Below are 23,778 nucleotides of genomic sequence, written 5' to 3' on the forward strand. Positions count from 1 at the left end.
TCAGAACTTGCCGCGCACCGAAAAGGAGAAGATCGGGCCGATCAGCCGGTCGCGTTCCTCGACGAAGCTGACGGGGCTTTCGCCGCGGATGCCGGTGTAGACGGTACGGTCGCGTTTCGAACGGGCATTGGCGATGTTGCGGATCGACGCGCGGACGGTCATCCCCATCACATTCTTGTGCTCGACGAAAACCGATGCCCACACCGGCCCTTCCCACACCTTGTCGACCTGGTTGCGGCGATAATTGGGCTGGTAGTGCGAATATTCGGCATCGCCCCCCCACGCCCAGTCGCTGCCCGGGATATCGTGGCGCAGGCCCAGGCTGATCACCGTGTCGGTAAAGCCGTTCCACTGCCTTTTCTCGCCGGTGAAGGGGTCGCGCAGCGAACTCTTCTGGAGGAGCATCCGGGGTTCGAGCCGCATGCCCTTGATCCCCGCCGGGTCGAGATTGATCGTCGCGGTCCAGTCGATCGCGCCGGCCTTGGCTTTCGCGATATTGCCGACCGCCTCGCCATTGGCCCCGATCGGGATGACGTCGACGCGGTCCTCGACATCGCGATAGATCAGGATGATCTTGGTCGACCCCCACGCACCGAACTTCTTGTTGATCTCGGCCTCATAGGTCCAGTCCTGTTGCGGCCGAAGGTCGTTGTTGCTCTCATTCTGGTTGCCGTCGTTGAGGAAGGCGCGCGCCAGGAAATCATAGAAGCTGAGCTGGAGCACGCGGCGCCGCAGCTTCACCGACACGTCGAAATCGGCCGACGGCGTCCAGGCGAGCGAGATCGACCCCTTGGGGCGGAAAAAGGTCCGCGTCAGGCCGTTGACGCCGGTCTGCGTGATCGTCGAATGTTCGGCGCCCGCGATGATCTGGAAATTGAGCTTGTCGGTGAGCTTGCGGCCGAAACTCAACAGCCCCTCGTACCGGTCCTCGCTGACGCCGCCCGTGCCGCCGTCGAACGGCTGGTCGACGAAATGTCCGTCGGGGCCCAGCACCGCGATCGACGCGACATTGTCGAGCGTGTTGAACGCGCCCTCCCCCGACAACTGCCAGTCGCCGCCGAACATCTTCCACTGATATTCGCCGCGCGCGATCGTCTCGCCGATGTCGCCGGTTTGCGCGAAACGGTCTCCCGTCGCCGGCGTCCCGTCGTCGGGCGTCGTGACGATTTCCTGTGCATAAGGTTCGTGGCTGAAACGGCGCAGCCCGATCAGCTTCAGCTTCCCCGGCCCCAGCGCGAACTGGTAGTCGCCGCTGACTTCATAATTCCAGCTGTCGGCATTTTCGCGCACCGTGCGCAGCCGGTCGGGAAGCCCCGGGCCGATCCGCGTGCCGTCCTCGTAATAGCGGTCGTATTTGCGCTGATAATGGCCGCCAAGGTTCGCCACCGTGTCGCCCGCTGGATCCCAGGTGATCCGCCCCGACAGCTTCGGCGTGTCATAATGCGTGTTCCAGATATCGCGGCGCCGCTCGATGACATTGCCTGCGCCGTCATAGATCAGCGTCGGGCCGCCCGCGCCGCTGCGCGCCGAATCGTCGTTGCTCAGCGCCGCCTCATATTCGACGTCGCCGCTCCGGCCACGCACCGACACATCGGCACGGGTCAGCAGCGGGTCGGTATAATGCGGCCGAAATTCGGGCTTCCACGAAAATTGGCCCGAAAAGGCGTCGGCGCGATAGACGATATTGGCGACCTGCCCCGACAGCCCAGGAATATCGAGCGTTGCCCCGTCGACGATCTCGATCCGCTCGATATTGCCCGCGGGAATGCGCGACAACTGCGTATACATGTCGTCGGCCTTGTTCGACGGTCGTTCGCCGTTGAACAGCACATTGCCCGTCGCCTGCCCCAGTCCGCGCAATTGTTCATTGTCGCGGATCTGGAAACCGGGAACCTGGATCAGCATGTCATAGGCGTTGCGCGGGACGTAGCGCGCGAAGTCGGCGGGCGCATAAACCTGCCGCGTGGCGCTGCTCGGCCCGCCCGCGGGCGCTTCGGTCGCCGTCGGCGGCGGGGTGTCGCCCGACACGGGCGCCTCCTGCGCCGCGACCGGCGCGACGGAAAAGGAAAGCGCCGCCGACAGCGCCGCAAGACTGACCGGACGCATCAATTCACATTTCCCCCCACCGCGCGGTTCATCGCCTGCGCATATTCCCCCGTGACCCCCATCGCCTTCATGCCGACGACATCGTCGGCGCTCAGCTTCCGGTATCCCGCCGCGGCCAGTCCGCGCACATAGGCCCCGTCGACACCCAGCGCCTTGCACGCGATCGCGTCGTCGAAATCGGTGAGCGCGATCGCCTCGGACTTGATGTCGCGCACATATTCGCCCGTCACGCCCAGCGCCGCCGCGGCGATCAGGTCACCCGCGTCGTCGGGGCGGACACCCTCGTCGATCAGCCCGTCGGCAAGCGCGACCGTCGCGTCGACCATCAACATGCTCAGCTGCTCGGCCTCGGATTCGGGCGCCAGCCCGCGCTCGGTCAACGCGCGGGCAAAGCCTGCATCGGGCACAAAGCTGCACCGCCCTTTGCCCTCGAAAGTACGTGTCGCTTCGCCGCTGCAATCGAGCGTTCCCGATGCGTGCCGGACGGTAAAACGCACCGGTCCCGCCGCGCCCAGCGCATCGCGAACCATGGCGAACTCCGGCCGCCGTGCGCCAAGGCCGGCGTCGAGCGACATGTCGCTGTTCGACGATTTGTGGCGCAGCTCCAGTCTCGGCTGGCCCTTGTTCCCGCCGGCGGGCGTCACCTCCCAGCGAATGTCCCGTATATCCCCGGCGTCACCGAGGTTGGGCGCCGACGGCGGCTGCCCGGGCGCGGCGCCGGCCAGCGTGGACAAAAGGGCCAGACTCGACGCGGCGATGATGATTTTCATGGCGACACTCCTCCCTCCGCGCGCCGGGCGAGCGCCATCGCTCGCCGCGACCGCGGCAATTCCCAATGATTATTCGATTAACGGACCTCGGCTTTGGGCCAGTGGCCCGGCGTCAGGTCCCGGGCGGCGCCGGCGGGGCCGGCGGCTCGGGCAATTCGACCCGCGCGACCCGGCCGTCGGCGCTGCGCGCCTCGATCACGCCGGGACCGACACGGACGGTCGCGCTTTTCGGACCTTTGCCGCCCTTGCCGCCCTTGGTCGCCATCCAGCCGCCCGTGGCGCGCAGCTCGATCGCGTCGTCGGCGCTGCGCATCTTCACCCCGGCCTTCTGCATGTCGGTGACGAAGTCGCAGTCGACCCCCATCGCCCGCAGCGCGATCACATCGTCGATGTCGATGTCAGGGAAATGGGTTTTCATGTCGCGGGCGAAGGCGGGCTCGATATGGAGCGCCGATGCACCGACCAGCTCGTCGACGTCGACCCCCGGAAAGATACCGCGCATCGTCCTGATATAGGCGGGATCGACCCCCGCCGCCTTGGCGCCGATGATTTCGTCGGCGGTCATCGACACACCGCCATGTTCGCGCATCTGCGCAACATATTCGGGGGTTACGCCGACCGCGCGCATGCTCACCAGGTCTTCGGCGCTCAGCGGCTTCGCGGGGGTGGCTGCCGCTGCCGTGCTTTCGGCGGTCGCCGCCGACGCAGCTTGCGAAACCGCGACCGCGATCCGGCCGGCCGGCGCGGCTACCGCGCGCGCCTCCGCCTTGGGGAGCGGCTTCGCCGTCGCCGAAAAGGCCGCCAGCGGCGCGGTGATGCCCGCGACGATCACCAGGCTCATCAGGATCCAGCTCGCACTCGCGGGGCCGCGCTTCAGGCTACCGTCGAGGACGCGGGTGATGCGGCGCTTCAGGCTGCTCTTGCCCGGGGCGACGCCGTGCGCCGCCAGCAGCACGGCCTGATTGTCATGCCGCGCCGCTCCGACGAGCAGCGTCGCATAATCGGGACCGTCGATGTCGGCCATCAGTACTGCATCGTCGGCGGCTTCCTCGCGTAGCTGGTGGCTCTCGCGCGCCAGCATCCACACCAGCGGGTTGAACCAGAACAGCGCGCAGGCGACGCGCGACGCGAGCAGCTTCGCCCAGTCGAGCCGCGCGACATGCGCCAATTCGTGCGCGATGATCGCCTCGGCCTCGCCGACCGCCTCGACCGCCTTCGGGCTCAGCACGATCGTCGGGCGCAGCACGCCCCAGCTGATCGGCGAGCGCAATTCGTTGCTGACCAGCAGCGCGGTGCCATGTTTGAAACCCATGCGGCGCTGCGCCTCGGCCAGCGCCGACAGCCACGACCCTTCGACGAGCACCTCGGCGCGGCCACGCATCGCGAACAGGCGCACGACGGCGAGCAACATCACTCCAAACAGCAGCGCAAGGGGGAATGCGTAAACAAGGAGGGCGATGTCGGAAACGGCGGGAAACATGGCCGGGGCCGACCCCGCAACCTCCGTCGTTTCGGTTCCGGCCGCATCGGCCGGGGTCGCCCGCGTCGAAAGCACCGGCGCCGCCTTGTCGGCAATCGCGATCGCACGCGTCGCCGGCGCGGCCTCGGCCGCCCAGCTCGCGGGCAGCGGTTGCCACTGCGGCAGGGCAAGGCTGGCGACGGGCAGCGCCAGCAGCGCGAGCAGGCCGATATGCGCGACGAGCGAGCGCTCGCCCGCCGACCGCTTCCGCACGAGCCGCAACAGCGCCAGCGTCAATCCGGCGATCAGCGCCGATTTCCAGGCCAGCCCGATCAGGGCTGCCGTCGTGATCATCGTCCCGCTCATCACTGGTTCCTCCCCTCGCGCGCCTGTTCGATCAGCTTTTCCAGCTCGTCGAGTTCGCTATTGCTCATCTCGTCCTGCATCCCGAGCAGCGCCGCGGCGGCGCTCGTCGCCGATCCGTTGAAAAAGACGCGCACGACCTGGCTCAGCGCCGACTTGCGCGCGGTCTTGTCCGACACGCTCGGCGCATAGACGAAACCGCGCTCGGACGCTTCGCGGGCGACAAAGCCCTTCGCCTCGAGCCGCTTCAACATTGCACGGATCGCCGACCCCGACAGTTCGTCGGACAGCGCCTCGGCAATCTCGGTCACCGTCGAGGCGCCGCGCTCGTATAGAATGTCGACGATTTCGCGTTCCCGCGGCGGCAAACTGGACAGCATCGAATAACCTCATGCGCTACATTTGTAGCGTGCTACATTTGTAGCGCATGCTTGGCAAGGGGTTTTATTCGGCTAATACAGGGGCGTGGAAGGGTCGGCTTTGGGGTGGGAAGCGGTCCCTATTCGCTTTGGCGAGCCGCCGCTATTCAACTCAATCAACCATGCCCTTGTGGCCCGATATATATATGTCGAAAGATGGCGGCGGTGCCGCGATGGGCCAGCCAAAAGACTTCAAAACCTCGGAAGCAGCCAATCTTATATCTTCCCACTCTTGAAAAACCTCTAGCGCATCATCGTCCCAGAATTTTATATTTTCTAGCCCGCTTATCGCGAGGATCATTGCGTCCAGCTTCTCAATTTTTGATTTTTGATCATCATTTATCCGCAAATCGGGATCGTTCAACTCATTGAGAGCTTCATCCCAATTAAGTGCCAATTCATCCGCCACCACAACGAAATCGGGAAAGAGGCCATTCTGCGTTTCTGCGTCCTGCGAAAGGGCCATTGCAGACCATTTTAGCCGCTCCAACACACCTTCTCTCCCATCCAAATCAAGGCCGCTTTGCCGCCAGTCGTTAGGCGTATAGGTGCCTTCAGCGAACGTCCGCAACCGGTCGTAACCGGCCGAAACGACCGATCCCCCATTGCAGCCGCGCGGCCCGCCGCTAGGCTCGGCGCATGGACAATGTCACCGTCATCGTGAACGACCGCATGCAGCGCAATTATCGCTACACGCGCACCGCGCCCGTGGGAAAGGCGTTCGATCCCGACTTCGCGCCCGAACTGACCCCGGCCGACATGCTCCGCCTCGGCGTCTTCTGCGGCAAATATATGACCGACTGTACCGACGAATTTCCGGCAAGCTGGTTCGAACACGCGCGGCTCGCCCCGGGCGGCCCCGACTGCGACCTCAACTATTTCGGCGTGCGGGCGAGCGTGCCCTTGCGCGTCTGGGTCGCGAAGGGCTGGATTCATCCCGACGATCCGCGCGGCTGGTTCCAATGGTATTGCCGCTATTATTCAGGGCGGCGGATGCCCGACGAGGATCGCCGCCAGGTCGCGCGGTGGCGCGCCTTCCGGCGCCACGCCGCCCAGATACGCAAGCATTGCGAGCCCGGCGATCCCTTCTGCCGGCCCCGGCAGCGGCAGGCGCTGCTGCAATGGGCCTATGACAGCCGCGATATCTGACCCCGGCCGCAGCGAAGATTTCCCTTCCTTGCCCGGCGCATTATATGGGCGCGGCACAGCAAGGGAGTTTCCGCCGCATGCCGATCATGGCCGCCCGCGTCTATCACGACGGCAAGCTCGTCCGCGACCTGGGGCCAGACGAGGCGATCCCCGAAGATTGCGACGATGGCGACTTTTTCTGGCTCGGCCTCTACGAACCGACCCCGGGCGAACTCGCGGGCATTGCCAAGCGCTTCGGCCTCCACCCGCTCGCGGTCGAAGATGCGCTGAAAGCGAACCAGCTGCCGAAGGTGGAGGCCTATGGCGACCAGCTGTTCGTCATCACGCGCACCGCCAATCTCGACGGCGACACGATCAACCCGGGCGAAACCGCCTTCTTCCTCGGCCCGCATTTTTTCGTCAGCGTCCGCCACGGCTCGGCGCGCACGCACACCGACATCAGGGCGCGGCTCGAATCCCTGCCGGCCAAGCTCGCGCATGGACCCGACTATGTCCTCTATGCCGTGCTCGATTTCATCGTCGACGGCTATTTCCCCGTCGTCGATGCGATCGAGGACCGGATGCTGATCGTCGAGGACAGCGTGATGGACACCCCGCTCGACGCCGGGGAGATCCGTCACCTCTACAAACAGCGGCACGAAATCATCCGCTTCCAGCGCCTCGTCGGCATGATGAAGGAGGTCGCGGGGCGGCTCGCGACCGACGACGACCTGCCCAATATCGACCCTGCGGTGCGCCCCTTCTTTCGCGATATCTGGGACCATGTGCAGCGCGCCGAATTCCGCCTGTCGGGGCTTCGCGACATCGCCGCGTCGGTGATCGAAACCAACGGCATGCTCGAACAGCAACGGCAAGGCGTGATCACGCGCCAGCTTGCCGCCTGGGCCGCGATCCTCGCGGTCCCCACCGCGATCGCGGGGATTTACGGCATGAATTTCGAATTCATGCCCGAGCTCGACTGGCGGCTCGGCTATCCGTTCGCGCTGGCGCTGATCTTCGGCGGATCGGGTCTCGTTTTCTGGCGCTTCAAGCATATCGGCTGGCTCTGACCCTTGCCGCGGCGGCGCATAAGCCCTAAATAGGGCGCCACACCCTCGAACGGAGTATGCAGGATCATGGATCGCAACTGAACGCAGCCTAACCGCCTTGCCTTCAGGAAAGCCTTGTCCATGCCCGCCATTACCGTTTCCGACCTTCACTGGTCCACGCCCGACGGCCGCGCCGTCCTTTCCGGCCTCGACCTCCAGTTCCAGCCCGAACGCACCGGCATCGTCGGCCGCAACGGCGTCGGCAAATCGACGCTGCTGCGCCTGCTGACCGGCGAGCTCGCGCCCGCGTCGGGCCATATCGCGATCGACGGCAGCATCGCGATGCTGCGCCAGACGGTGCAGGTCGGCACCGACGAGAGCGTCGCGGACCTGTTCGATGCCCGCGCCGCGCTCGCGCTGCTACGCAGAGCCGAAGCCGGGGAGGCAACGGTCGATGAAATCGCCGACGCCGACTGGACGCTCGAAGCGCGGATCGACGAAGCGCTCGCGAACGTCGGCCTGTCCGTGCCCTCCGACGCGCCGCTTGCTGAATTGTCGGGCGGGCAGCGCACCCGCGCCGCACTCGCCGGCGCGATGTTTGCGGCGCCTGATTTCCTGCTGCTCGACGAACCGACCAACAATCTCGACCGCGAAGGACGGCAGGCGGTTCGCGACCTGCTCGCACGCTGGCGCGGCGGCGCGATTATCGTCAGCCACGACCGCGAGTTGCTCGAGGAGATGGACGCGATCGTCGAACTCACCGGCCTCGGCGCCGCGCGCTACGGCGGCGGCTGGAGCGCCTATCGCGAGCGCAAGGCGGTCGAGCAGGCCGCTGCCCAAGCCGAACTCGCCGGTGCCGAAAAACGCGCCGACGCAGCGCAAAGGCAGGCGCAGGTCGCGACCGAGAAGCAGGACCGCCGCGATTCGCGTGGACGCGCGAAGGCCGCGCGCGGCGACATGCCCCGGATCCTGATCGGCGGGCTCAAGCGCCGCGCCGAGGAAACGCGCGCCGCAGGCAGCCGCCTCGCCGAACGCCAGCGCGGCGCGGCCGAAGACCAGCTCTCGACCGCACGCGCCAGGATCGAGGTCGTCGATCCGCTTTCGGTCGGCCTCGCCTCGACGGGCCTGCCCGCGTCGCGCACCGTCGTCGCGCTCGATCATGTCACGACCGGCTATACCCCCGACCAGCCGGTCATCCGCGACCTGTCGTTCACCATCACGGGTCCCGAGCGCGTCGCGATCACCGGCCCCAATGGGTCGGGCAAATCGACCCTGCTCGCGCTTGTCGCCGGAACGCTCCTCCCCTGGGAGGGCCAGGTGCGCGCGCCCGTCGCCTTCGCGCTCTTCGACCAGCGCGTCGGCCTGCTCGATCCCGCGCTATCGATCGCCGACAATTTCCTCGCACGCAATCCCGGGACGACGAACAACCAGTGCCGCGCCGCGCTGGCTCGCTTCCGCTTTCGCGCCGACGCCGCCGACCGCATCGTCGGGACATTGAGCGGCGGGCAGATGCTGCGCGCCGGGCTCGCGTGCGTCCTCGGCGCACCCGTACCGCCACAGCTGCTGATCCTCGACGAGCCTGGCAACCATCTCGACATCGACTCGCTGACCGCGGTTGAAACCGGCCTCGCCGCCTATGACGGTGCGCTGCTCGTCGTCAGCCACGACACGGCCTTTCTGGAGGCGATCGGGATCACGCGCGAGATTGTGCTCGGCGACCCTCAATAAGCAAGCGCACAGCCGTCGGCGCGCATCTCGCTCGCCGCGGCATAGACGCGGCGGTCGCCGTCCATGCGATGTTCGACGCATTGATAGCGTCCGAACCCGCCGTCGGATTCGCCCAGCGTCCAGCCGATATCGGCCAGCTGACGCTTGGTGGCATCGGGCACGCCGGTTTCGAGCCGCAGCACGCCATTGGTCCCCAGATCGGGCGAATCCTCGCCCATCGTTTCGGACGATCCCTCATGGTGCCAGCGCGGCGAATCGCCCGCGGCCTGGATCTCCAGCCCGTAATCGATACGATTGATCATGATCTGCGCCTGCCCCTGCGGCTGCATGTCGCCGCCCATCACGCCAAAGCTCATCCACGGGACATCGCCCCGCGCCGCAAAGCCCGGGATGATCGTCTGGAACGGCCTTTTGCCCGGTGCATAGATATTGGGATGCCCGTCAGCCAAGCTGAACAGCTGCCCGCGATCCTGAAACATGAAGCCGAGGCCGTCGGCGACCAGTCCCGACCCCATGCCGCGGAAGTTCGACTGGATCATCGACACCATCATCCCGTCCTTGTCGGCGCAGCTGAAATAGGTGGTGTCGCCGCGGCTCGGCGCCTGCCCCGGATGGACCGGGGTGAGCAGCCGGTCGGGACGGATCAGCTTGGCGCGCTCGGCGGCATAGTCCTTCGACACGAGCCACTCGACCGGCACCTTGGCGAAATGCGGATCGGCATAATAGCGCGCACGATCCTCATAGGCGAGGCGCTTGGCCTCGGCCTGCAGGTGGATCGACAGCGCCGACTGGAAGCCCGCGCCCTTCAGGTCGAAATTTTCGAGGATGTTGAGCATCTGCAGCGTCGCAATGCCCTGCGTGTTGGCGCCAAGCGCATAGACGTCGGTGCGGCGATAGCCCGTCCTGTGCGGCTCGATCCATTCGCTCCGGTGCGCCGCCATATCCTCATAGCGCAGCCAGCCGCCGATCCGCTTGAAATAGGCGTCGATCGTCCGCGCGATCTCGCCCTCGTAAAAGGCATCGCGCCCGCCCTCGGCGATCAGGCGAAAGGTGCGCGCAAGGTCGGGATTGCGGAACACCTGCCCCGCCGCCGGCCCCTTGCCGTCATTGACGCCATAGGTCCGCATCGCATTGTCGATTTCCTCGATCCCGCGCCCCGGCTGGCGGAAGCCGGCAAGGCTGCGGCGGATATAATAAGCGATCATGTCGGGGACCGGCGCGCCTGCCTCGGCATGCGCGATCACCGGCTCGAACAATTCCTTCCACGGCAATTTCCCGTAACGCTGGTGCATCGTCCACCAGCCGTCGACCGCGCCCGGCACCGATACGCTGATCGCGCCATAGGCGGGCAGCGTCCCGCCCTTCGCGCGCGACCGAACCGTCGCAAGGTCGAGCCCGCGCGGGCTCTTCCCCGATCCGGCGAGCCCCGCCAGCTTCTTCGTCTTCGGGTCCCAAATCATCGCATAGACATCGCCGCCGATGCCGTTCGCGGTCGGTTCGAGCAGCCCGAGGCACGCATTGATCGCGATCGCCGCGTCGACCGCCGAGCCGCCGCGCTTCAAGATGTCGATCCCTGCCTGCGTCGCGAGCGGGTGCGCGGTCCCCGCTGCACCGTGGAGGCCATAGGCCGCGGTGCGCGAGGCAAAGCTCGCGCCGACCGGCCGATCCCCGCCCTGCACATCGGGCCGCACGAACCGATCCGCGCCCGCCTCCCACACCGGCGGTACCGAACCATCAGCCTTGGGCGCGGCTTTCGGTTTGCTGTCCTGCGCCCGCCCCACCGAGGGCAACAGCGCGGCGGCCGGCACGGCGGTCAGGAGTGTGCGACGATCCATCGATTCATATCCCCGTAAAAAGGAAGCCGTTGTCGCGGCGTGGGGCGATCAGGGCAAGGTCGGATTTTATATACGATCGACAGGAAGTCGGGTTAGGGGTGGGGAGCTGCCGTTGAGATTGTGAACTGATTGCCCCTCCCGCTTGCGGGAGGGGCAGCGAGGCTTGCGAGCTTGCTCGCTAGCCGCAGCGGGGTGGGCTGATCGCGGCGTTGCTGCCCACCCCCGACCCCTCCCGCAAGCGGGAGGGGAGAATGAGCGGCAGCAACCGGTCGCATTCGGACCTCACCCGCTATCGATCCGCCGCCTTCGGCACCCACTTGCCCTTCGTCCGGCTCGTGAGGTGAAAACGCCGGCAGCGCTCGCATCGATAGGGGCGCAGGTCCAGTCCGCTCGCGCGCGCCGACTGCAACGCGTCGTCGGCCGACGCATAGCGTGCCTTTTGCTCGCAAATCCGCTGCCGCGTGCGCATCGCGTCAGCGGCGCAGCCGGGCCGCCCAGTCGACCGGCCCCGTCGCAAAGCGCGCGCGCAGATTTTCCAGTGTCATCCTGTTGCCGCCCTCGAAAAAGCCGAGCAGCGCGCGACCGTCGGCGGTGTCGGGATAGCCCCGCGACGTCAGCCGCACGCGCGTCCGCTTGCCCGCCGGCTCAATTTCGAACAGGCTCGTGACGTTCCGATATGTCTCCCAATGCGGAAAACCCGCAGGCGCCTTTACCGTGCGGAACGCCAGCGACCGGCCCGGCACCCGCTCGGTAAAGCGCTGCTGGATCGTGTCGGCCGCACCGGGATGCGACGCCGGATCATAGGCCGTCTCGATCAGGTCGGGATCGTCCTTTGCAACCCACGCGACCGGCACCGCCCACGTCATCCATCCTTCGGCGGTCGAGATCGCGGTCCACACCTCGGCGGGGGCCGCATCGACCGTTATCATATGCACCATCGTCGTCGTGCGGTCGGCTTCGACCTGCTTCGTCACCCGCACATCCTCGGCGAGCGCCGCGCCCGGCGCCGCGAGCAGCAATGCCGCCGCGAGCCCGGACGCCAGCGGCGACGCCATCAGCCGAGCACCTTCGCCATCATCCGCTCTTCCTTCTCGATCCACGGCGCCATGCTCGGCCGCGACAGGATCGCCTCGCTCCACGCAGCGATTTTGGGGTGCGTCGCGGGATCGATGCACGCACCGCAGTGGCGGAAATTCATCAGCGGTGATGCGACGGCAAGGTCGGCGAGCGTCAGCCGGTCGCCGACGAGGAAACCCGACGCCGGGATCGCGCTTTCCAGATAGGCGAGCAACTTGGGCAATTCCTCGCTCTCGGCCAGCGCCGCCGCGGCAAGATCGCCTTCGCGGCCAAGGAATTTCGGCGCGACGATCCGGTTGAAGAACATCTTGCCGCTGCACGCGGCGAACACCGTGTCGCCGAACTCCTCCCACCAGATCACCCGGCCGCGCTCCTGCGGGTCGGCAGGGATCAGCGCGGGTTCGGGATATTTGGCCTCGATATATTGGATGATCGCGCTCGAATCGGCCAGCAGGAAACCGTCGTCGTCCATCGCCGGCATCTTGCCGAGCGGCGACGCGGCCCGGAAACCCGGATCGGGATCGCCGATCCCGACGCCCTTCAATTCGAAAGCAATCCCCTTTTCGCCAAGGAACCCCAGCAATTTGCGCACGAATGGCGACACCACCGACCCGTAAATGATCATCCCGCTTCTCCTGTCCTGTGGTCCGCATCATAGGCCAAAGGTTTTGACCTGCAACCTGTCCGAAGCACCCGATATATTCCCGAATGCCGCCTTTCGGTGCCCCTGCTAACCCTCTTTTAACCAGCCAGCGACATCAACGGCATATGGCCATTTCCGGATATTTCCTTCCATCGGCGCCCGACGCCGACCGGCGCTTCGACACGCGCCGGAAACTCAGCCTGCTTGCGCGCGGTTCGCAGCATGGCGGCACCGGAATCGACGTCCAGATCCACAATATCTCCGGAACCGGCCTGTTGTTCGAAAGCGACATCAAGCTGACCGCCGGCGACCGGATCGAAATCGAGCTGCCGCACGCCGGCGACATTATGGCGAAAGTCATCTGGGCCAGCGGGCGACTTTTCGGCTGCCAGTTCGAGGGCCCCGTATCGCCAGCGACGCTCAGCGCCGTCGAGCTGAAGAGCGCCGTCGACGCCGTCCCCGCACTCCCAGACGATCCGGTGGAGGCGGAGATCGACGAAGCCTTCGGCGCGCGCCTGCAGCGCTTCCGCACCGACGCCGGGCTCAACCAGGCGGATATCGCCAAACGCATGGGCGTCAGCGCCCCGTCGGTCTCCAGCTGGGAAAACGGCCGGGCGCGCCCCAAGCACGACCGCATGGCAAAGCTCGCCGCCATCCTCGGCGTCGAGACCGCCGACCTGCTCGAAGATGCCCCGCCCGAACAGGTGCAGGACCTAATCGATCGCTGCCGCGAACAAATCGCACAGGCCGTCGGGCTCAGCCCGGACAGGGTCCGGATCTTCGTCGAATATTGACCGCGCAAACGGCGGTCCACGCCACGCCGACGCGCATGGGGACCGCGATGTGCAATGCGGCCGAAACGGCATGGAATTAGCTTGCTATCATGGCCTGCGCATGAAACATCTCGCGATGGAGGGGGGCGCTGCTGCGGCAGCCATCGGTCAGGATATCTTCAATGCGCCCTTCCACTTGGGCTGATCGGCTGTTGGCGCTGCTCGTCCGGTTCGTCGGGCTGGTGATCCTGCTCGCGACATTGGCCGCCGCGACCGCCAGCTTCCTCTACAATCAATCCGACGAAGAGGATCGCGCGGCGCGCGTCGCGACGCAGTTCAATATGCGCCTGCGCGACCATGTCGCGATTCTCGAGGGGGTCCGGGCGCTCTACCAGTCCGACGCCGCCGCCAGCGGCCCCGGCATCCGTGCCTATCTCGCCGCGCTCCAGCCGCAGGTCCATTCGCCGGGCATGGAGGGGATCGGCATCGCCGCCGCGATGCGCGCGGGAACCCCCGCCGCGCTGGAGGACAGGCTGCGCGAAAATTATGGCGAGGACATCAAGGTCTGGCCGGCAACCACCGACCAGCCCGTCGGCTTCGCGGTGGTGCTCGTCGAACCCTATACGCCGCGCCGCCACGTCGCACTGGGCTTCGATATGTATAGCGAGGCCGTCCGCCGCGAAGCGATGCGCCGCGCCTGGCAGACCGGCCGCCCCGCCGCGAGCGGTATCGTCCACCTCGCGCAGGAAAAGGCCGCGAAGGTCAAGCAGCAGGGATTCCTGATCTACCTTCCCGTCTATGCGCGCGAACCGGCCGATGCCGGGCAAGGCACGCTCGCGACCGCTCCTGGAGCCCGACCGATCGAAGCCTTCATCTATGCGCCCTTCCGCATCAACGACATGATGGCGGCGATCCTCGGCCCGCAGCTCGACCGGATCGACGGGCTGGAAATTCGTGCGGGCGACGGTCCGTCGGCGCCGGTCATCTTCCGGCATGGCAAGATGGGCTGGGATGCGCACCAACAGGTGTTGCGCATCGCCGACCGGCAATGGACGATGCGCATATCCTACGGCCGGCTGCTCGAACGGCTCGGCCGTCCGCTCGGCATCTTCCTCTTCGGCCTCGCGCTCGCGGCGCTCGCGACGCAGCTCCACCGCGTCCAGCAACGCCGCGTCGGCGAAGCGCAGGCGCTGGCCGAGGAAAAGGCGCGCCACGCCGAGGACCGCGAGCTGATGATCGGCGAGATGGCGCACCGGATGAAAAACGCCTTTGCGCGCATCGGCGCGCTCGCGCGGATCACGCTCCGCGAATCGACCAGTCTCGAAGAATTCGAGGGCAAGTTCGACGGCCGGATGCGCGCGCTGTCGGACGCCAAACAGATGCTCGTGACCGGCGCCGTCGACAGCGTCGAACTCGGCCGCATCGTCCACCGCGAGCTCGAGCTCGCGGGCGTTTCGGAGGCACAGCTCGCCGCCATCGCGGGCCCCGAAGTTCGCCTCGATGACGAGGGCGCGCAGGCGATCTCGCTCGCGATCCATGAATTTGTGACGAACAGCATCAAATATGGCGCGCTCGCCGGCAAAGGGCGCCTCGCGGTCGGCTGGCACCGCGACGCGAGCGACATCGAGCTGAACTGGACCGAAAGCGATCTTGTCGAAACGCCGCATATCGAAAGCGAAAGTTTCGGCACCCGCTTCATCCGCACGCTGATCGAACGGCAATTGAAGGGCACATGGCAGCGCAGCGCGGTTGACAACAGCCTCGCCATCGTCATTCGCTGGCCGGACGATGACACTTCAACCTCATGACCGCTGGCATATCTGGATCGACCGCGGCGGCACCTTCACCGATGTCGTCGCACGCAGCCCCGACGGCGCCGTCGTCACCACCAAATATCTCTCCGAAGACCCCGCGCGCCCCGGCGACGCAGCGGTCAATGCCATTCGCGACCTGACCGGCGCAGGCGCCGGTGCCCTGCCCCCGCTCGCGATCCGCATGGGCAGCACTGTCGCGACCAACGCGCTCCTCGAACGCAAGGGCGAGCCAACCTTGCTTGCGATCACGGCAGGCTTCGGCGACGCGCTGACGATCGGCTATCAGGACCGCCCCGACCTCTTCGCCCGCAAACTCGAGCGGACACCGCCACCGCACGCCGCGGTCGCCGAAATCGCCGAGCGTATTGCCCCCGACGGCACGATATTGACGCCGCTCGACGAAGATGCCGCGCGCATCGCGTTACAAGCTGCGCGCGCCGACGGCCTTGCCAGCATCGCGATCGTGCTCATGCACGGCTATCGCTATCCGGCGCACGAGCAGCGCCTCGCCGAAATCGCCGCCGACCTCGGCTTCGCGCAAATCTCGACCAGCCATGACGTCAGCGCATTGATCAAGCTCGTCGGGCGCGGCGACACGACGCTCGCCGACGCCTATCTCTCGCCCGTCCTCCACCATTATGTCCGCCAGTTCGTCGGCCAACTCGGCGACGGCGTCGAGCCGCAATTCATGAAAAGTTCGGGCGGCCTCGCCGCCGCCAACGCCTTCCACGGCCGCGACGCGATCCTTTCCGGACCCGCCGGCGGCATCGTCGGCATGGTCGGCAGCGCCGCACCCTTGGGCAAGGACCGCCTGATCGGCTTCGACATGGGCGGCACCTCGACCGACGTCAGCCATTATGCCGGCCGCCTCGAGCGCGACAATGAAACCATCGTCGCGGGCACGCGCATCCGCGCCCCGATGCTGCGCATCCATACGGTGGCGGCGGGCGGCGGCTCGATCTGCCGCTGGGACGGCGCGCGCCTCTCGGTCGGCCCCGAAAGCGCGGGCGCCAATCCCGGCCCCGCCGCCTATGGCCGCGGCGGCCCGCTTACCGTCACCGACTGCAACGTCCTGCTCGGCAAGATCCAGCCCGATCATTTTCCCAAACTTTTCGGCCCGAACGGCGACCAGCCGCTCGACCGCGATGTCGTCGTCAAGAAGTTCGCCGCGATGGCGGCCGAGGTCGGGAACATCACCCCCGAAGCGCTCGCCGAGGGCCTGCTCGCGATCGCGGTCCAGCAGATGGCGAACGCGATCAAGCGCATCACCATCGCGCGCGGCCACGACCTCACCCAAGGTTACAGCCTCGTCGGCTTCGGCGGCGCCGCTGGCCAGCACGTCTGCCTCGTCGCCGATGCGCTCGGCGTCGACGAGATCCTGCTCCATCCGCTTGCCGGGGTGCTTTCGGCCTATGGCATGGGCCTCGCCCGCCCGTCGGCGATCCGCGAACGCACGCTCGGGCTCAAGCTCGACGAAGGTTGCGCCGCGACGCTCGCCAGCCTTGAAGACGAGCTGTCGCAGCAAGCGCGCGCCGACCTCGCTCCCGACGCGCAAACGACCCGCGAAACCCTGCTCTTCGTCCGCCTCGCCGACAGCGACAATGCGATCGAACTCGCACTCGCGCCGCCCGCCGACGTCGCGCGGGGCTTCGCCGCCGCCTTCCGCCAGCGCTTCGGCTACGCCCCGCACAATAGCCTGATCGTCGACCGCATCCGCGTCGAGCTGACCGAGGCGGGCGACACCCCTGCCGCGCTCGCTCCCCCCGCCCCGTCGGCCGGGGCCGCCCCCGAAACCGTCACCGCCTGGCTTTCCGGCGCGGCGCACAACGTCCCGCTCCACCAGCGCGGCACGCTCGCCCCCGGCCACAGCGTCGCGGGACCCGCGATCGTCATCGATGCGCTTTCGACGACCATCGTCGAACCCGGCTGGCAGGCCGAAGTCCGAAGCGAAGGCACCTTGCTCCTCGCCCGCACCCGTACCACCGAAACGCGTACCACCGCGGCCGAAGACCTCGCCACACCGGACCCGATCCGCCTCGAAATCTTCAACAGCCTGTTCATGGCGATCGCCGAGGAAATGGGCGGTGCGCTCCAGCACAGCGCTTCGTCGATCAACATCCGCGAGCGCCTCGACTTCTCCTGCGCGATCTTCGACGGCGAAGGTCGCCTCGTCGCCAATGCGCCGCACATGCCCGTCCACCTCGGTTCGATGGGCGAAAGCGTGCGCACCATCCTCCGTCAGCGCGCGGGCGACGGTCGCGGGATCCGGCGCGGCGACGCTTATGCGCTCAACGCCCCCTATGACGGTGGCACCCACCTGCCCGACATCACCGTCATCATGCCCGTGTTTGTGGACGGCGACACGCCCAGCTTTTTCGTCGCCGCGCGCGGGCATCACGCCGACCTTGGCGGCATCGCGCCGGGTTCGATGCCCCCCGACAGCCGCAGCATCGCCGACGAAGGCATCCTCTTCGACAATGTCCTGATCGTCGACGACGAAAACTTCCTCGACGCCGACGTCCATGCGCATCTCACGACAAGCGACTGGCCCGCGCGCAACCCGGCGCTCAACATCGCCGATCTGAAGGCGCAGGTCGCCGCCTGCCAGCGCGGCGCCAGCGCGCTCGCCGACCTCAGCGCCGCGCACGGCGCCGCCACCGTCGCCGCCTATATGGCGCACGGCCAGGCACAGGCCGAAGCCGCGGTCCGCCAACTTGTCGCGCGCCTCGAAGACGGTGCTTTCCGCTACGCGATGGACAATGGCGCCGAGGTTGCGGTCGCGGTGACGGTCGACCGCGAAGCGCGCCACGTCACCATCGACTTCACCGGCTCGTCGGCGACACTCCCCGACAATTTCAACGCGCCGACGCCCGTCGTCCGCGCCGCCGTGCTTTACGTGCTACGCACGATGCTCGACGACCCGATCCCGATGAACGAAGGCTGCCTCGCCCCCGTCACGCTGATCGTCCCCGAAAATTCGATGCTCTCGCCGACCTTTCCCGCCGCCGTCGTCGCGGGCAATGTCGAAACGAGCCAGGTCATCACCGACGCGCTGTTCGTCGCCTTCGGCGCGATGGCGGGCGCGCAGGGGACGATGAACAATTTCACCTTCGGCAACGACGCCTACCAATATTATGAAACGATCGCGGGCGGCTCAGGCGCCGGTCCGGGCTTCGACGGCACCAGCGTGATCCAGACGCACATGACCAACAGCCGCATGACCGACCCCGAAGTGATGGAAACGCGCTTCCCGGTGATCGTCGAGGCGTTTGCGATCCGCAAAGGCTCGGGCGGCGCGGGCCGCTGGCACGGCGGCGACGGCGCGACCCGCCGCATCCGCTTCCGCGAGCCGATGGCGGCGAACATCCTCGCCAACCGGCGCCAGATCGCGCCCGCGGGCCTCGCGGGCGGCGCCGACGCCGCGCCCGGCCGCAACTGGGTCGAGCGCGCCGACGGCTCCGTTGAAATGCTCGCCGCCACCGGCAGCGCGGATCTAGCGGCGGGCGATGCCTTCGTGATCGAAACGCCGGGCGGCGGCGGTTACGGGAAATCAGGGGAGAGATAATTTGACGGCAGCGCGGTCTACCCCACGCGGGGATGACGGAATGAAGGGATACCGGTCATGCTCGTCCTGATCGGCATCCTCATCATCATCGCGGGCTTCCTGCTCCGCTTCAATCCGCTCCTCGTCATCATGGCTTCGGCGCTCGCGACGGGCCTCGCCGCCGGGCTCGACATCGCTGCGATCATTGCCGCGTTCGGCAAGGCGTTCAACGACACCCGCTACGTCTCGATCATCTGGATCGTCCTCCCCGTCATCGGCCTGCTCGAAGCCTATGGGCTGCAACAACATGCGCGCAGCCTGATCGACCGGATGAAGGGCGCGACGCTCGGCCGCCTCCTCACCGGCTACCTCCTGCTCCGGCAGGCAATGGCCGCCGTCGGCCTCACCTCGGTCGCGGGCCATGCGCAGACCGTCCGCCCGCTCGTCGCGCCGATGGCCGAAGCCGCCGCCGAGGCGAAGAACAACGCGCTCACCGACGACCAGCGCGAGGAAGTGAAAGCCTTTTCGGCCGCGACCGACAATATCGGCCTCTTCTTCGGCGAGGATATTTTCCTCGCAATCGGCTCGATCCTGCTGATGAAGGGCCTGCTCGACGGCTATGGCTATCAGATCGAGCCTTTGCACTTCTCGCTCTGGGCAATCCCGACCGCGATCGCCGCCTTCGTCATCCACGGCCTCCGCCTCCGCCGCCTCGAAAAGCGGATGACGAAACAGGAGGCGGGCGCATGATCACGCTCGGCTTCGTCTATGTCCTCGCGGGGCTGACCTTCGCCGCCTTCGCCGCGCTCGGGCTCGCGGATCGCAGCAACCCCAAACGTTTCGGCAACGCCGCTTTCTGGGGGCTGCTCGCGCTCTCGATGCTGGCGGGCGATTATCTCGGCGACTTCGGCAACGGTCTGCTCGTCCTTGCGCTCGTCGCAATCGCCGGCACCGGCCAGATCGGCCGCGCCCCCGGCGGCGATATCGCCGCCGGGGTGCAGGCAGAACGCGCCGCCAAGCACGGCAATTTTCTTCTCCTCGTCGCACTGATCATCCCCGCGGCAGCGCTCGCGGGCACCTTCCTTTTTAAATGGGTCCCCGGCCTCGCCGATCCGAAGCAGGCAACGCTGATCTCGCTCGCGCTCGGCGTGCTGATCGCGCTCGCCGTCGGCATGGCGCGCCTCAGACCACCCGCGCTGCTCCCGCTGCAACAGGGCCGCCGCCTGCTCGACTCGGTCGGCTGGGCGGCGATCCTGCCGCAGATGCTAGCCAGCCTCGGCGCCGTGTTCGCGCTCGCCGGCGTCGGCGAAGTCGTCGGCGATCTCATCGGCACCGCGATCCCCGAGGGCAGCCTGTTCGGCGCGACGCTCGCCTTCGGGCTCGGCATGGCGCTCTTCACCATGGTGATGGGCAATGCCTTCGCCGCCTTCCCGGTGATGATGGCCGCCGTCGGCCTGCCCTTGCTCATCAAGCAATATGGCGGCGATCCTGCGGTCGTTGCAGCGATCGGCATGCTCGCGGGCTTCTGCGGCACGCTGATGACCCCGATGGCGGCGAACTTCAACCTCGTCCCCGCGGCGCTGCTCGAACTCAAAAACCCCTATGGCGTGATCAAGGCGCAGATCGGTACCGCGCTGCCCTTGCTCGCGGTGAACATCGTCTTCATCTGGCTCTTTGCTTTCTAGGCTCCCTATGCACCTCACCCCCGACCACGCCACACGCTTCGCGGCCGCGACCCTCTCGCATCTCGGCCGCGAATATCCGTACAAGATGGACCTCGTGCTGAACGGGCCCGAGGATGCGAAGCCGCCGCGCGAACATCACCCGATCTTCCACGGCAGCTTCGACTGGCACAGCTGCGTCCATGGCTGGTGGCAGGTCCTCCGCCTCGCGCGCCGCTTCCCCGATCTGCCCGTCGCCGCCGACATCCGCGCCCGCGCCGACGAAATGCTCGTCCCCGAAAAGGTCGCGGGCGAACTCGCCTATCTCGAACGCCCTTATGCCGCGGGCTTCGAGCGCCCCTATGGCTGGGCGTGGCTCCTCGCGCTCCACGCCGAGGCCGAACGGCACGACGCGCCCTGGGCCGCCGCGCTCGAACCGCTCGCCGCAGCGTTCGCGCAGCGCTTCCATGCCTTCCTGCCGAAGATGACCTATCCGCTGCGCGTCGGCACCCATTTCAACATCGGCTTCGCCCTGCTCCTCGCGCGCGACTGGGCCACCGCGCGCGACCCCGAACTGGTGACGCTGATCGACGCGCGCGCGCGGGGCTGGTTCGCCGAAGACCGCGATTGTCAGGCGTGGGAACCCGGCGGCGACGAATTTCTCTCCTCCGCCCTCACCGAAGCGCATCTGATGGCCGTCATCCTCGGCGCGGACTTCACCGGCTGGTTCGACGCCTTCCTGCCGCGCGCCGCGCACGAAGCGCCCGCGACGCTCTTCACCCCCGCCACCGTTTCCGACCGCAGCGACGGCAAGATCGCGCATCTCGACGGCCTCAATCTCAGCCGGGCGTGGAACTGGCGCGCGGTCGCAGCGGCACTGGGGCCGGCGCACGCCGTCAGCCCGGTCGCCGAAGCCGCCGCGCAGCGTCATCTCGCCGCCGCGCTCCCGCACGTCACCGGCGACTATATGGGCGAACATTGGCTTGCGAGCTTCGCGTTGCTCGCGCTCGACGGCCTGTAGCACCCGCCTGTCCCGACGCCGGATTGACAAGCCCCGCCCGCGCGGCGAGAGACGGCGCGAGGGGAGAGACCGAAGGTGAACGGAAAGATGCTGCGCCCGACATCGTTCGACGTCGCCGAGCGCGCGGGCGTATCGCAATCGACCGTCTCGCGCGCGCTCCGCAATAGCCCCGGCGTCAACGCCGAAACGCGCGCGCGCGTCTCGGCTGCCGCGCGCGAGCTCGGCTATGTCGTCGACCGCCACGCCTCGTCGCTGCGCCTCAAGAGCAGCGAAACGATCGCGCTCGTCACCATCTGCCGTCCCGGCGAGGATCGCAGTGCGATCAACCCCTTCTATTTCGCGCTGCTCGGCAGCATCGCCGCCGCGACCTCGGCGCGCGGCTTCAACCTTCTCGTCTCGTTCCAGGAAAACCCCGACAATTTCCGCGCCGATTTCGTCGCCTCGGGCCTCGCCGACGCGATGATCGTCATCGGCACGACCAGCAACCGCGAAGCCTGGCAATATTTCGCCGATGCGCAGGCGTCGGGGCTCGACTTCGTCTGCTGGGGCAGCCCGGGCAGCCCGTTCCACTGGATGCGCAGCGAAAATGATATCGGCGGCCAGCTCGCCGCCGAACATCTCGTGCAAACCGGCCGCCGCCACATCGCCTTCGTCGGGCCGCAGCAATCGCCGCAGCGCCAGTTCGACGAACGCCGCGACGGCTTCACCGCCGCGCTTGGCCTCCACGGCCTCACGCCCGTCGTCGCCGAGCCGCCCGCCGCCGCTGACCGCCACGCGCAGGGCGTCGCCGCGGTGCATGCGCTGCTCGAAGCGCATCCCGAAACCGACGCGATTTTTGCGGCGTCGGACATGCTCGCACTCGGCGTATTGCAGGGGCTCAAGGATGCCGGGCGCCGCGTCCCCGAAGATGTCGCCCTCATCGGTTTCGACGGCATCCGCGCCGGCACCCTCGCCGACCCCGCGCTCACCACGCTCGAGCCCGATCTCGACGCCGCGGGCGAAGCGCTCGTCGCGATGGCGCTCGAGGACGACGAACGCACGCGCAGCGGCACGCGGATCCCCGTCCATCTCGTCGTGCGCGGCACCGCCTGACCGCCGCCGCCGCGGGGTAACCGTGACTTAACTCCCGGAAAAGTAACCGCTCGTTATCCACGTCCGACTATCCTGCGCTTCAGGAGGCAGAAAGCGGTAGTTTGAACGGACAATTTTTCATCTCGCTGCTCAATCCGGGCATCGGCCTGCTGTTCGCCACCGCCTTTTTCCTGCTGTGGCTGAACCGCCGTGAACGATATGTCGCCTATGCGGCGTGCGCCTATACGGCGTCGGCGATCGCCTTCCTGATCCAGGATGTCGGCCCGGTGCTGCCGATGGAACTCCAGCGCCTGCCCGCCAACATGGGCTTCCTTGCGACCGGCATGTTCTTCGCCGCCGCAATCGTCAAACGCTACGACCTGCCGGTCCCCTGGCGCGCGATGACCCTGACCGCGGGCGTTTCGACCGCCGTCTTCATCTGGTTCCTGCTCGTCCAGCCGAGCATCGCGGCGCGGATCCTGACGATCAGCACCGGCGCCGGGATCATCGCCGCGATGGTCGTTCGCGCGCTCTGGCCGATCGAGAAGCGCCACCTGATCGACCGCGTCCTTTTCTGGGTCGCGGCGCTGTCGGCGCTCAACCTCATCGTCCGCCCGGTCGTACTGCTCTCGCTCGGCGGCGGTTTCGACGATTATGTCGGCTTCCAGCAATCGGTCTACTGGACCACGGTCCAGTTCAGCCAGGCAATGGTGTCGATCGCCGCCGCGATCAGCCTGATGGTCGCCGTCGCGATCGACCAGATCGCCGAACTGCGCCGACAGGTCGGCAACGACGATCTGTCGGGCCTGCTCAACCGCCGCGGTTTCGAGGCCCAGGCGGACGCGGCGCTGCGCCGCTGTATCGAAGCCGACCGCCCCGTCGCGCTGATGATCGCCGACCTCGACCGCTTCAAGTCGATCAACGACAATCACGGCCACGCGGTCGGCGATGCGATCATCGCCGCTTTCGGCGCGCATGTCCGGCTGATCGGTCCGCCCGACATGGTCGCGGGCCGCATCGGCGGCGAGGAATTCGCACTGCTCATCCCCGGCGCGACGATCGAGGCGGGGCGCCAGCTCGCCGAGGCGGTGCGCACCGGGCTCGAGGCCGCCTGCGCCGGCCGGGTTCAGGCAAAGCTCTGCCCGACGACCAGCATCGGCCTGACGATCGGCGCGCCCCGCACCGGGCTCTCGGCGCTGATGCACGAGGCCGATCAGGCGCTCTACGAAGCGAAGCGTACCGGCCGCAACCGCGTCCGCACCTTCACCCCGAAACCGGTCCGCAGCGCCGCCGCCTGCGGCTGACCGCTGTGATCGC

The 23,778-nt window shown here is 67.2% G+C and carries 19 protein-coding genes; 11 read left to right on the top strand and 8 right to left on the bottom strand.

Annotation, left to right across the window (positions count from 1 at the left end; genetic code table 11):
• From VGU00_RS03460 to VGU00_RS03480, 5 genes are all read right to left on the bottom strand, one after another.
• Positions 1-2,106, bottom strand: coding sequence for a TonB-dependent receptor plug domain-containing protein (locus tag VGU00_RS03460; protein ID WP_327465507.1), 2,106 nt, complete (start codon positions 2,104-2,106; stop codon positions 1-3).
• Positions 2,106-2,876, bottom strand: a complete 771-nt coding sequence (locus VGU00_RS03465) for a hypothetical protein (protein WP_327465509.1) — start codon at positions 2,874-2,876, stop codon at positions 2,106-2,108. Before VGU00_RS03465 ends, VGU00_RS03460 begins: the two co-directional genes overlap by 1 nt.
• 112 nt (positions 2,877-2,988) lie before the next feature.
• The gene (locus VGU00_RS03470; protein ID WP_327465511.1) at positions 2,989-4,701 is read right to left on the bottom strand and encodes a M56 family metallopeptidase; all 1,713 of its coding nucleotides are present in this window, start codon (positions 4,699-4,701) and stop codon (positions 2,989-2,991) included.
• Complete coding sequence (locus VGU00_RS03475) at positions 4,701-5,078, bottom strand: BlaI/MecI/CopY family transcriptional regulator (protein WP_327465513.1); 378 nt, start codon at positions 5,076-5,078, stop codon at positions 4,701-4,703. Before VGU00_RS03475 ends, VGU00_RS03470 begins: the two co-directional genes overlap by 1 nt.
• Positions 5,079-5,229: 151 nt before the next feature.
• Positions 5,230-5,688, bottom strand: coding sequence for a hypothetical protein (locus tag VGU00_RS03480; protein ID WP_327465515.1), 459 nt, complete (start codon positions 5,686-5,688; stop codon positions 5,230-5,232).
• A 68-nt stretch (positions 5,689-5,756) separates the two neighbouring features.
• Here VGU00_RS03480 and VGU00_RS03485 point away from each other — a divergent pair, with 68 nt between their 5' ends.
• The 3 genes from VGU00_RS03485 (at position 5,757) to VGU00_RS03495 (ending at position 9,022) form a co-directional block, all read left to right on the top strand.
• The gene (locus tag VGU00_RS03485; protein WP_327465517.1) at positions 5,757-6,266 is read left to right on the top strand and encodes a hypothetical protein; all 510 of its coding nucleotides are present in this window, start codon (positions 5,757-5,759) and stop codon (positions 6,264-6,266) included.
• 77 nt (positions 6,267-6,343) lie between these two features.
• Positions 6,344-7,315, top strand: coding sequence for a magnesium and cobalt transport protein CorA (locus tag VGU00_RS03490; RefSeq protein ID WP_327465520.1), 972 nt, complete (start codon positions 6,344-6,346; stop codon positions 7,313-7,315).
• 120 nt (positions 7,316-7,435) lie between these two features.
• Positions 7,436-9,022: an ABC-F family ATP-binding cassette domain-containing protein gene (locus VGU00_RS03495; protein ID WP_327465522.1), complete on the top strand. Its 1,587-nt coding sequence runs from the start codon at positions 7,436-7,438 to the stop codon at positions 9,020-9,022.
• On the opposite strand, the gene VGU00_RS03500 is transcribed toward VGU00_RS03495, so the two are convergent.
• The 3 genes from VGU00_RS03500 to VGU00_RS03510 all read right to left on the bottom strand — a co-directional run bounded on the left by VGU00_RS03500 (position 9,016) and on the right by VGU00_RS03510 (position 12,559).
• Entirely contained in the window at positions 9,016-10,857 is a 1,842-nt protein-coding gene (locus tag VGU00_RS03500; RefSeq protein ID WP_327465524.1) for a gamma-glutamyltransferase family protein, read from the bottom strand. The two genes, VGU00_RS03495 and VGU00_RS03500, sit on opposite strands and share 7 nt — an antisense overlap.
• A 473-nt stretch (positions 10,858-11,330) precedes the next feature.
• Positions 11,331-11,912, bottom strand: coding sequence for an SRPBCC domain-containing protein (locus tag VGU00_RS03505; RefSeq protein ID WP_327465526.1), 582 nt, complete (start codon positions 11,910-11,912; stop codon positions 11,331-11,333).
• Positions 11,912-12,559 carry a glutathione S-transferase family protein gene (locus VGU00_RS03510; RefSeq protein ID WP_327465528.1) on the bottom strand — a complete coding sequence of 216 codons (648 nt, stop codon included), beginning with the start codon at positions 12,557-12,559 and terminating at the stop codon, positions 11,912-11,914. The genes VGU00_RS03505 and VGU00_RS03510 overlap by 1 nt, the downstream gene beginning before the upstream one ends.
• A gap of 143 nt (positions 12,560-12,702) precedes the next feature.
• Between VGU00_RS03510 and VGU00_RS03515 the strand changes: the two genes are divergently transcribed.
• From VGU00_RS03515 to VGU00_RS03550, 8 genes are all read left to right on the top strand, one after another.
• Entirely contained in the window at positions 12,703-13,371 is a 669-nt protein-coding gene (locus tag VGU00_RS03515; RefSeq protein WP_327465530.1) for a helix-turn-helix domain-containing protein, read from the top strand.
• 161 nt (positions 13,372-13,532) lie between these two features.
• Positions 13,533-15,158, top strand: coding sequence for a CHASE domain-containing protein (locus tag VGU00_RS03520; protein WP_327465532.1), 1,626 nt, complete (start codon positions 13,533-13,535; stop codon positions 15,156-15,158).
• A complete protein-coding gene (locus VGU00_RS03525; RefSeq protein ID WP_327465534.1) occupies positions 15,139-18,729 on the top strand; it encodes a hydantoinase B/oxoprolinase family protein in 3,591 nt (1,196 codons plus the stop codon). Before VGU00_RS03520 ends, VGU00_RS03525 begins: the two co-directional genes overlap by 20 nt.
• Positions 18,730-18,786: 57 nt before the next feature.
• A complete protein-coding gene (locus VGU00_RS03530; protein WP_327465536.1) occupies positions 18,787-19,458 on the top strand; it encodes a DUF969 domain-containing protein in 672 nt (223 codons plus the stop codon).
• Positions 19,455-20,393: a DUF979 domain-containing protein gene (locus VGU00_RS03535; protein WP_327465538.1), complete on the top strand. Its 939-nt coding sequence runs from the start codon at positions 19,455-19,457 to the stop codon at positions 20,391-20,393. The genes VGU00_RS03530 and VGU00_RS03535 overlap by 4 nt, the downstream gene beginning before the upstream one ends.
• 7 nt (positions 20,394-20,400) lie before the next feature.
• The gene (locus VGU00_RS03540) at positions 20,401-21,390 is read left to right on the top strand and encodes a DUF2891 domain-containing protein (RefSeq protein ID WP_327465540.1); all 990 of its coding nucleotides are present in this window, start codon (positions 20,401-20,403) and stop codon (positions 21,388-21,390) included.
• Positions 21,391-21,465: 75 nt separating this feature from the next.
• Positions 21,466-22,482, top strand: coding sequence for a LacI family DNA-binding transcriptional regulator (locus tag VGU00_RS03545; protein ID WP_327465542.1), 1,017 nt, complete (start codon positions 21,466-21,468; stop codon positions 22,480-22,482).
• 101 nt (positions 22,483-22,583) lie between these two features.
• The gene (locus VGU00_RS03550) at positions 22,584-23,765 is read left to right on the top strand and encodes a GGDEF domain-containing protein (protein WP_327465544.1); all 1,182 of its coding nucleotides are present in this window, start codon (positions 22,584-22,586) and stop codon (positions 23,763-23,765) included.
• Positions 23,766-23,778 lie beyond the last annotated feature (13 nt).

The organism is Sphingopyxis sp. (assembly GCF_035944815.1).
Lineage (GTDB): Bacteria > Pseudomonadota > Alphaproteobacteria > Sphingomonadales > Sphingomonadaceae > Sphingopyxis.

Excerpts from the sequence above, each read along its gene's own strand:
- VGU00_RS03505 (WP_327465526.1), bottom strand. The coding sequence starts at position 11,912 with ATGGCGTCGCCGCTGGCGTCCGGGCTCGCGGCGGCATTGCTGCTCGCG.
- VGU00_RS03515 (WP_327465530.1), top strand. The coding sequence starts at position 12,703 with ATGGCCATTTCCGGATATTTCCTTCCATCGGCGCCCGACGCCGACCGG.
- VGU00_RS03520 (WP_327465532.1), top strand. The coding sequence starts at position 13,533 with ATGCGCCCTTCCACTTGGGCTGATCGGCTGTTGGCGCTGCTCGTCCGG.
- VGU00_RS03465 (WP_327465509.1), bottom strand. The coding sequence starts at position 2,876 with ATGAAAATCATCATCGCCGCGTCGAGTCTGGCCCTTTTGTCCACGCTG.
- VGU00_RS03470 (WP_327465511.1), bottom strand. The coding sequence starts at position 4,701 with ATGAGCGGGACGATGATCACGACGGCAGCCCTGATCGGGCTGGCCTGG.
- VGU00_RS03535 (WP_327465538.1), top strand. The coding sequence starts at position 19,455 with ATGATCACGCTCGGCTTCGTCTATGTCCTCGCGGGGCTGACCTTCGCC.
- VGU00_RS03485 (WP_327465517.1), top strand. The coding sequence starts at position 5,757 with ATGGACAATGTCACCGTCATCGTGAACGACCGCATGCAGCGCAATTAT.
- VGU00_RS03500 (WP_327465524.1), bottom strand. The coding sequence starts at position 10,857 with ATGGATCGTCGCACACTCCTGACCGCCGTGCCGGCCGCCGCGCTGTTG.
- VGU00_RS03540 (WP_327465540.1), top strand. The coding sequence starts at position 20,401 with ATGCACCTCACCCCCGACCACGCCACACGCTTCGCGGCCGCGACCCTC.
- VGU00_RS03460 (WP_327465507.1), bottom strand. The coding sequence starts at position 2,106 with ATGCGTCCGGTCAGTCTTGCGGCGCTGTCGGCGGCGCTTTCCTTTTCC.
- VGU00_RS03510 (WP_327465528.1), bottom strand. The coding sequence starts at position 12,559 with ATGATCATTTACGGGTCGGTGGTGTCGCCATTCGTGCGCAAATTGCTG.
- VGU00_RS03475 (WP_327465513.1), bottom strand. The coding sequence starts at position 5,078 with ATGCTGTCCAGTTTGCCGCCGCGGGAACGCGAAATCGTCGACATTCTA.
- VGU00_RS03495 (WP_327465522.1), top strand. The coding sequence starts at position 7,436 with ATGCCCGCCATTACCGTTTCCGACCTTCACTGGTCCACGCCCGACGGC.
- VGU00_RS03490 (WP_327465520.1), top strand. The coding sequence starts at position 6,344 with ATGCCGATCATGGCCGCCCGCGTCTATCACGACGGCAAGCTCGTCCGC.
- VGU00_RS03530 (WP_327465536.1), top strand. The coding sequence starts at position 18,787 with ATGCTCGTCCTGATCGGCATCCTCATCATCATCGCGGGCTTCCTGCTC.
- VGU00_RS03525 (WP_327465534.1), top strand. The coding sequence starts at position 15,139 with ATGACACTTCAACCTCATGACCGCTGGCATATCTGGATCGACCGCGGC.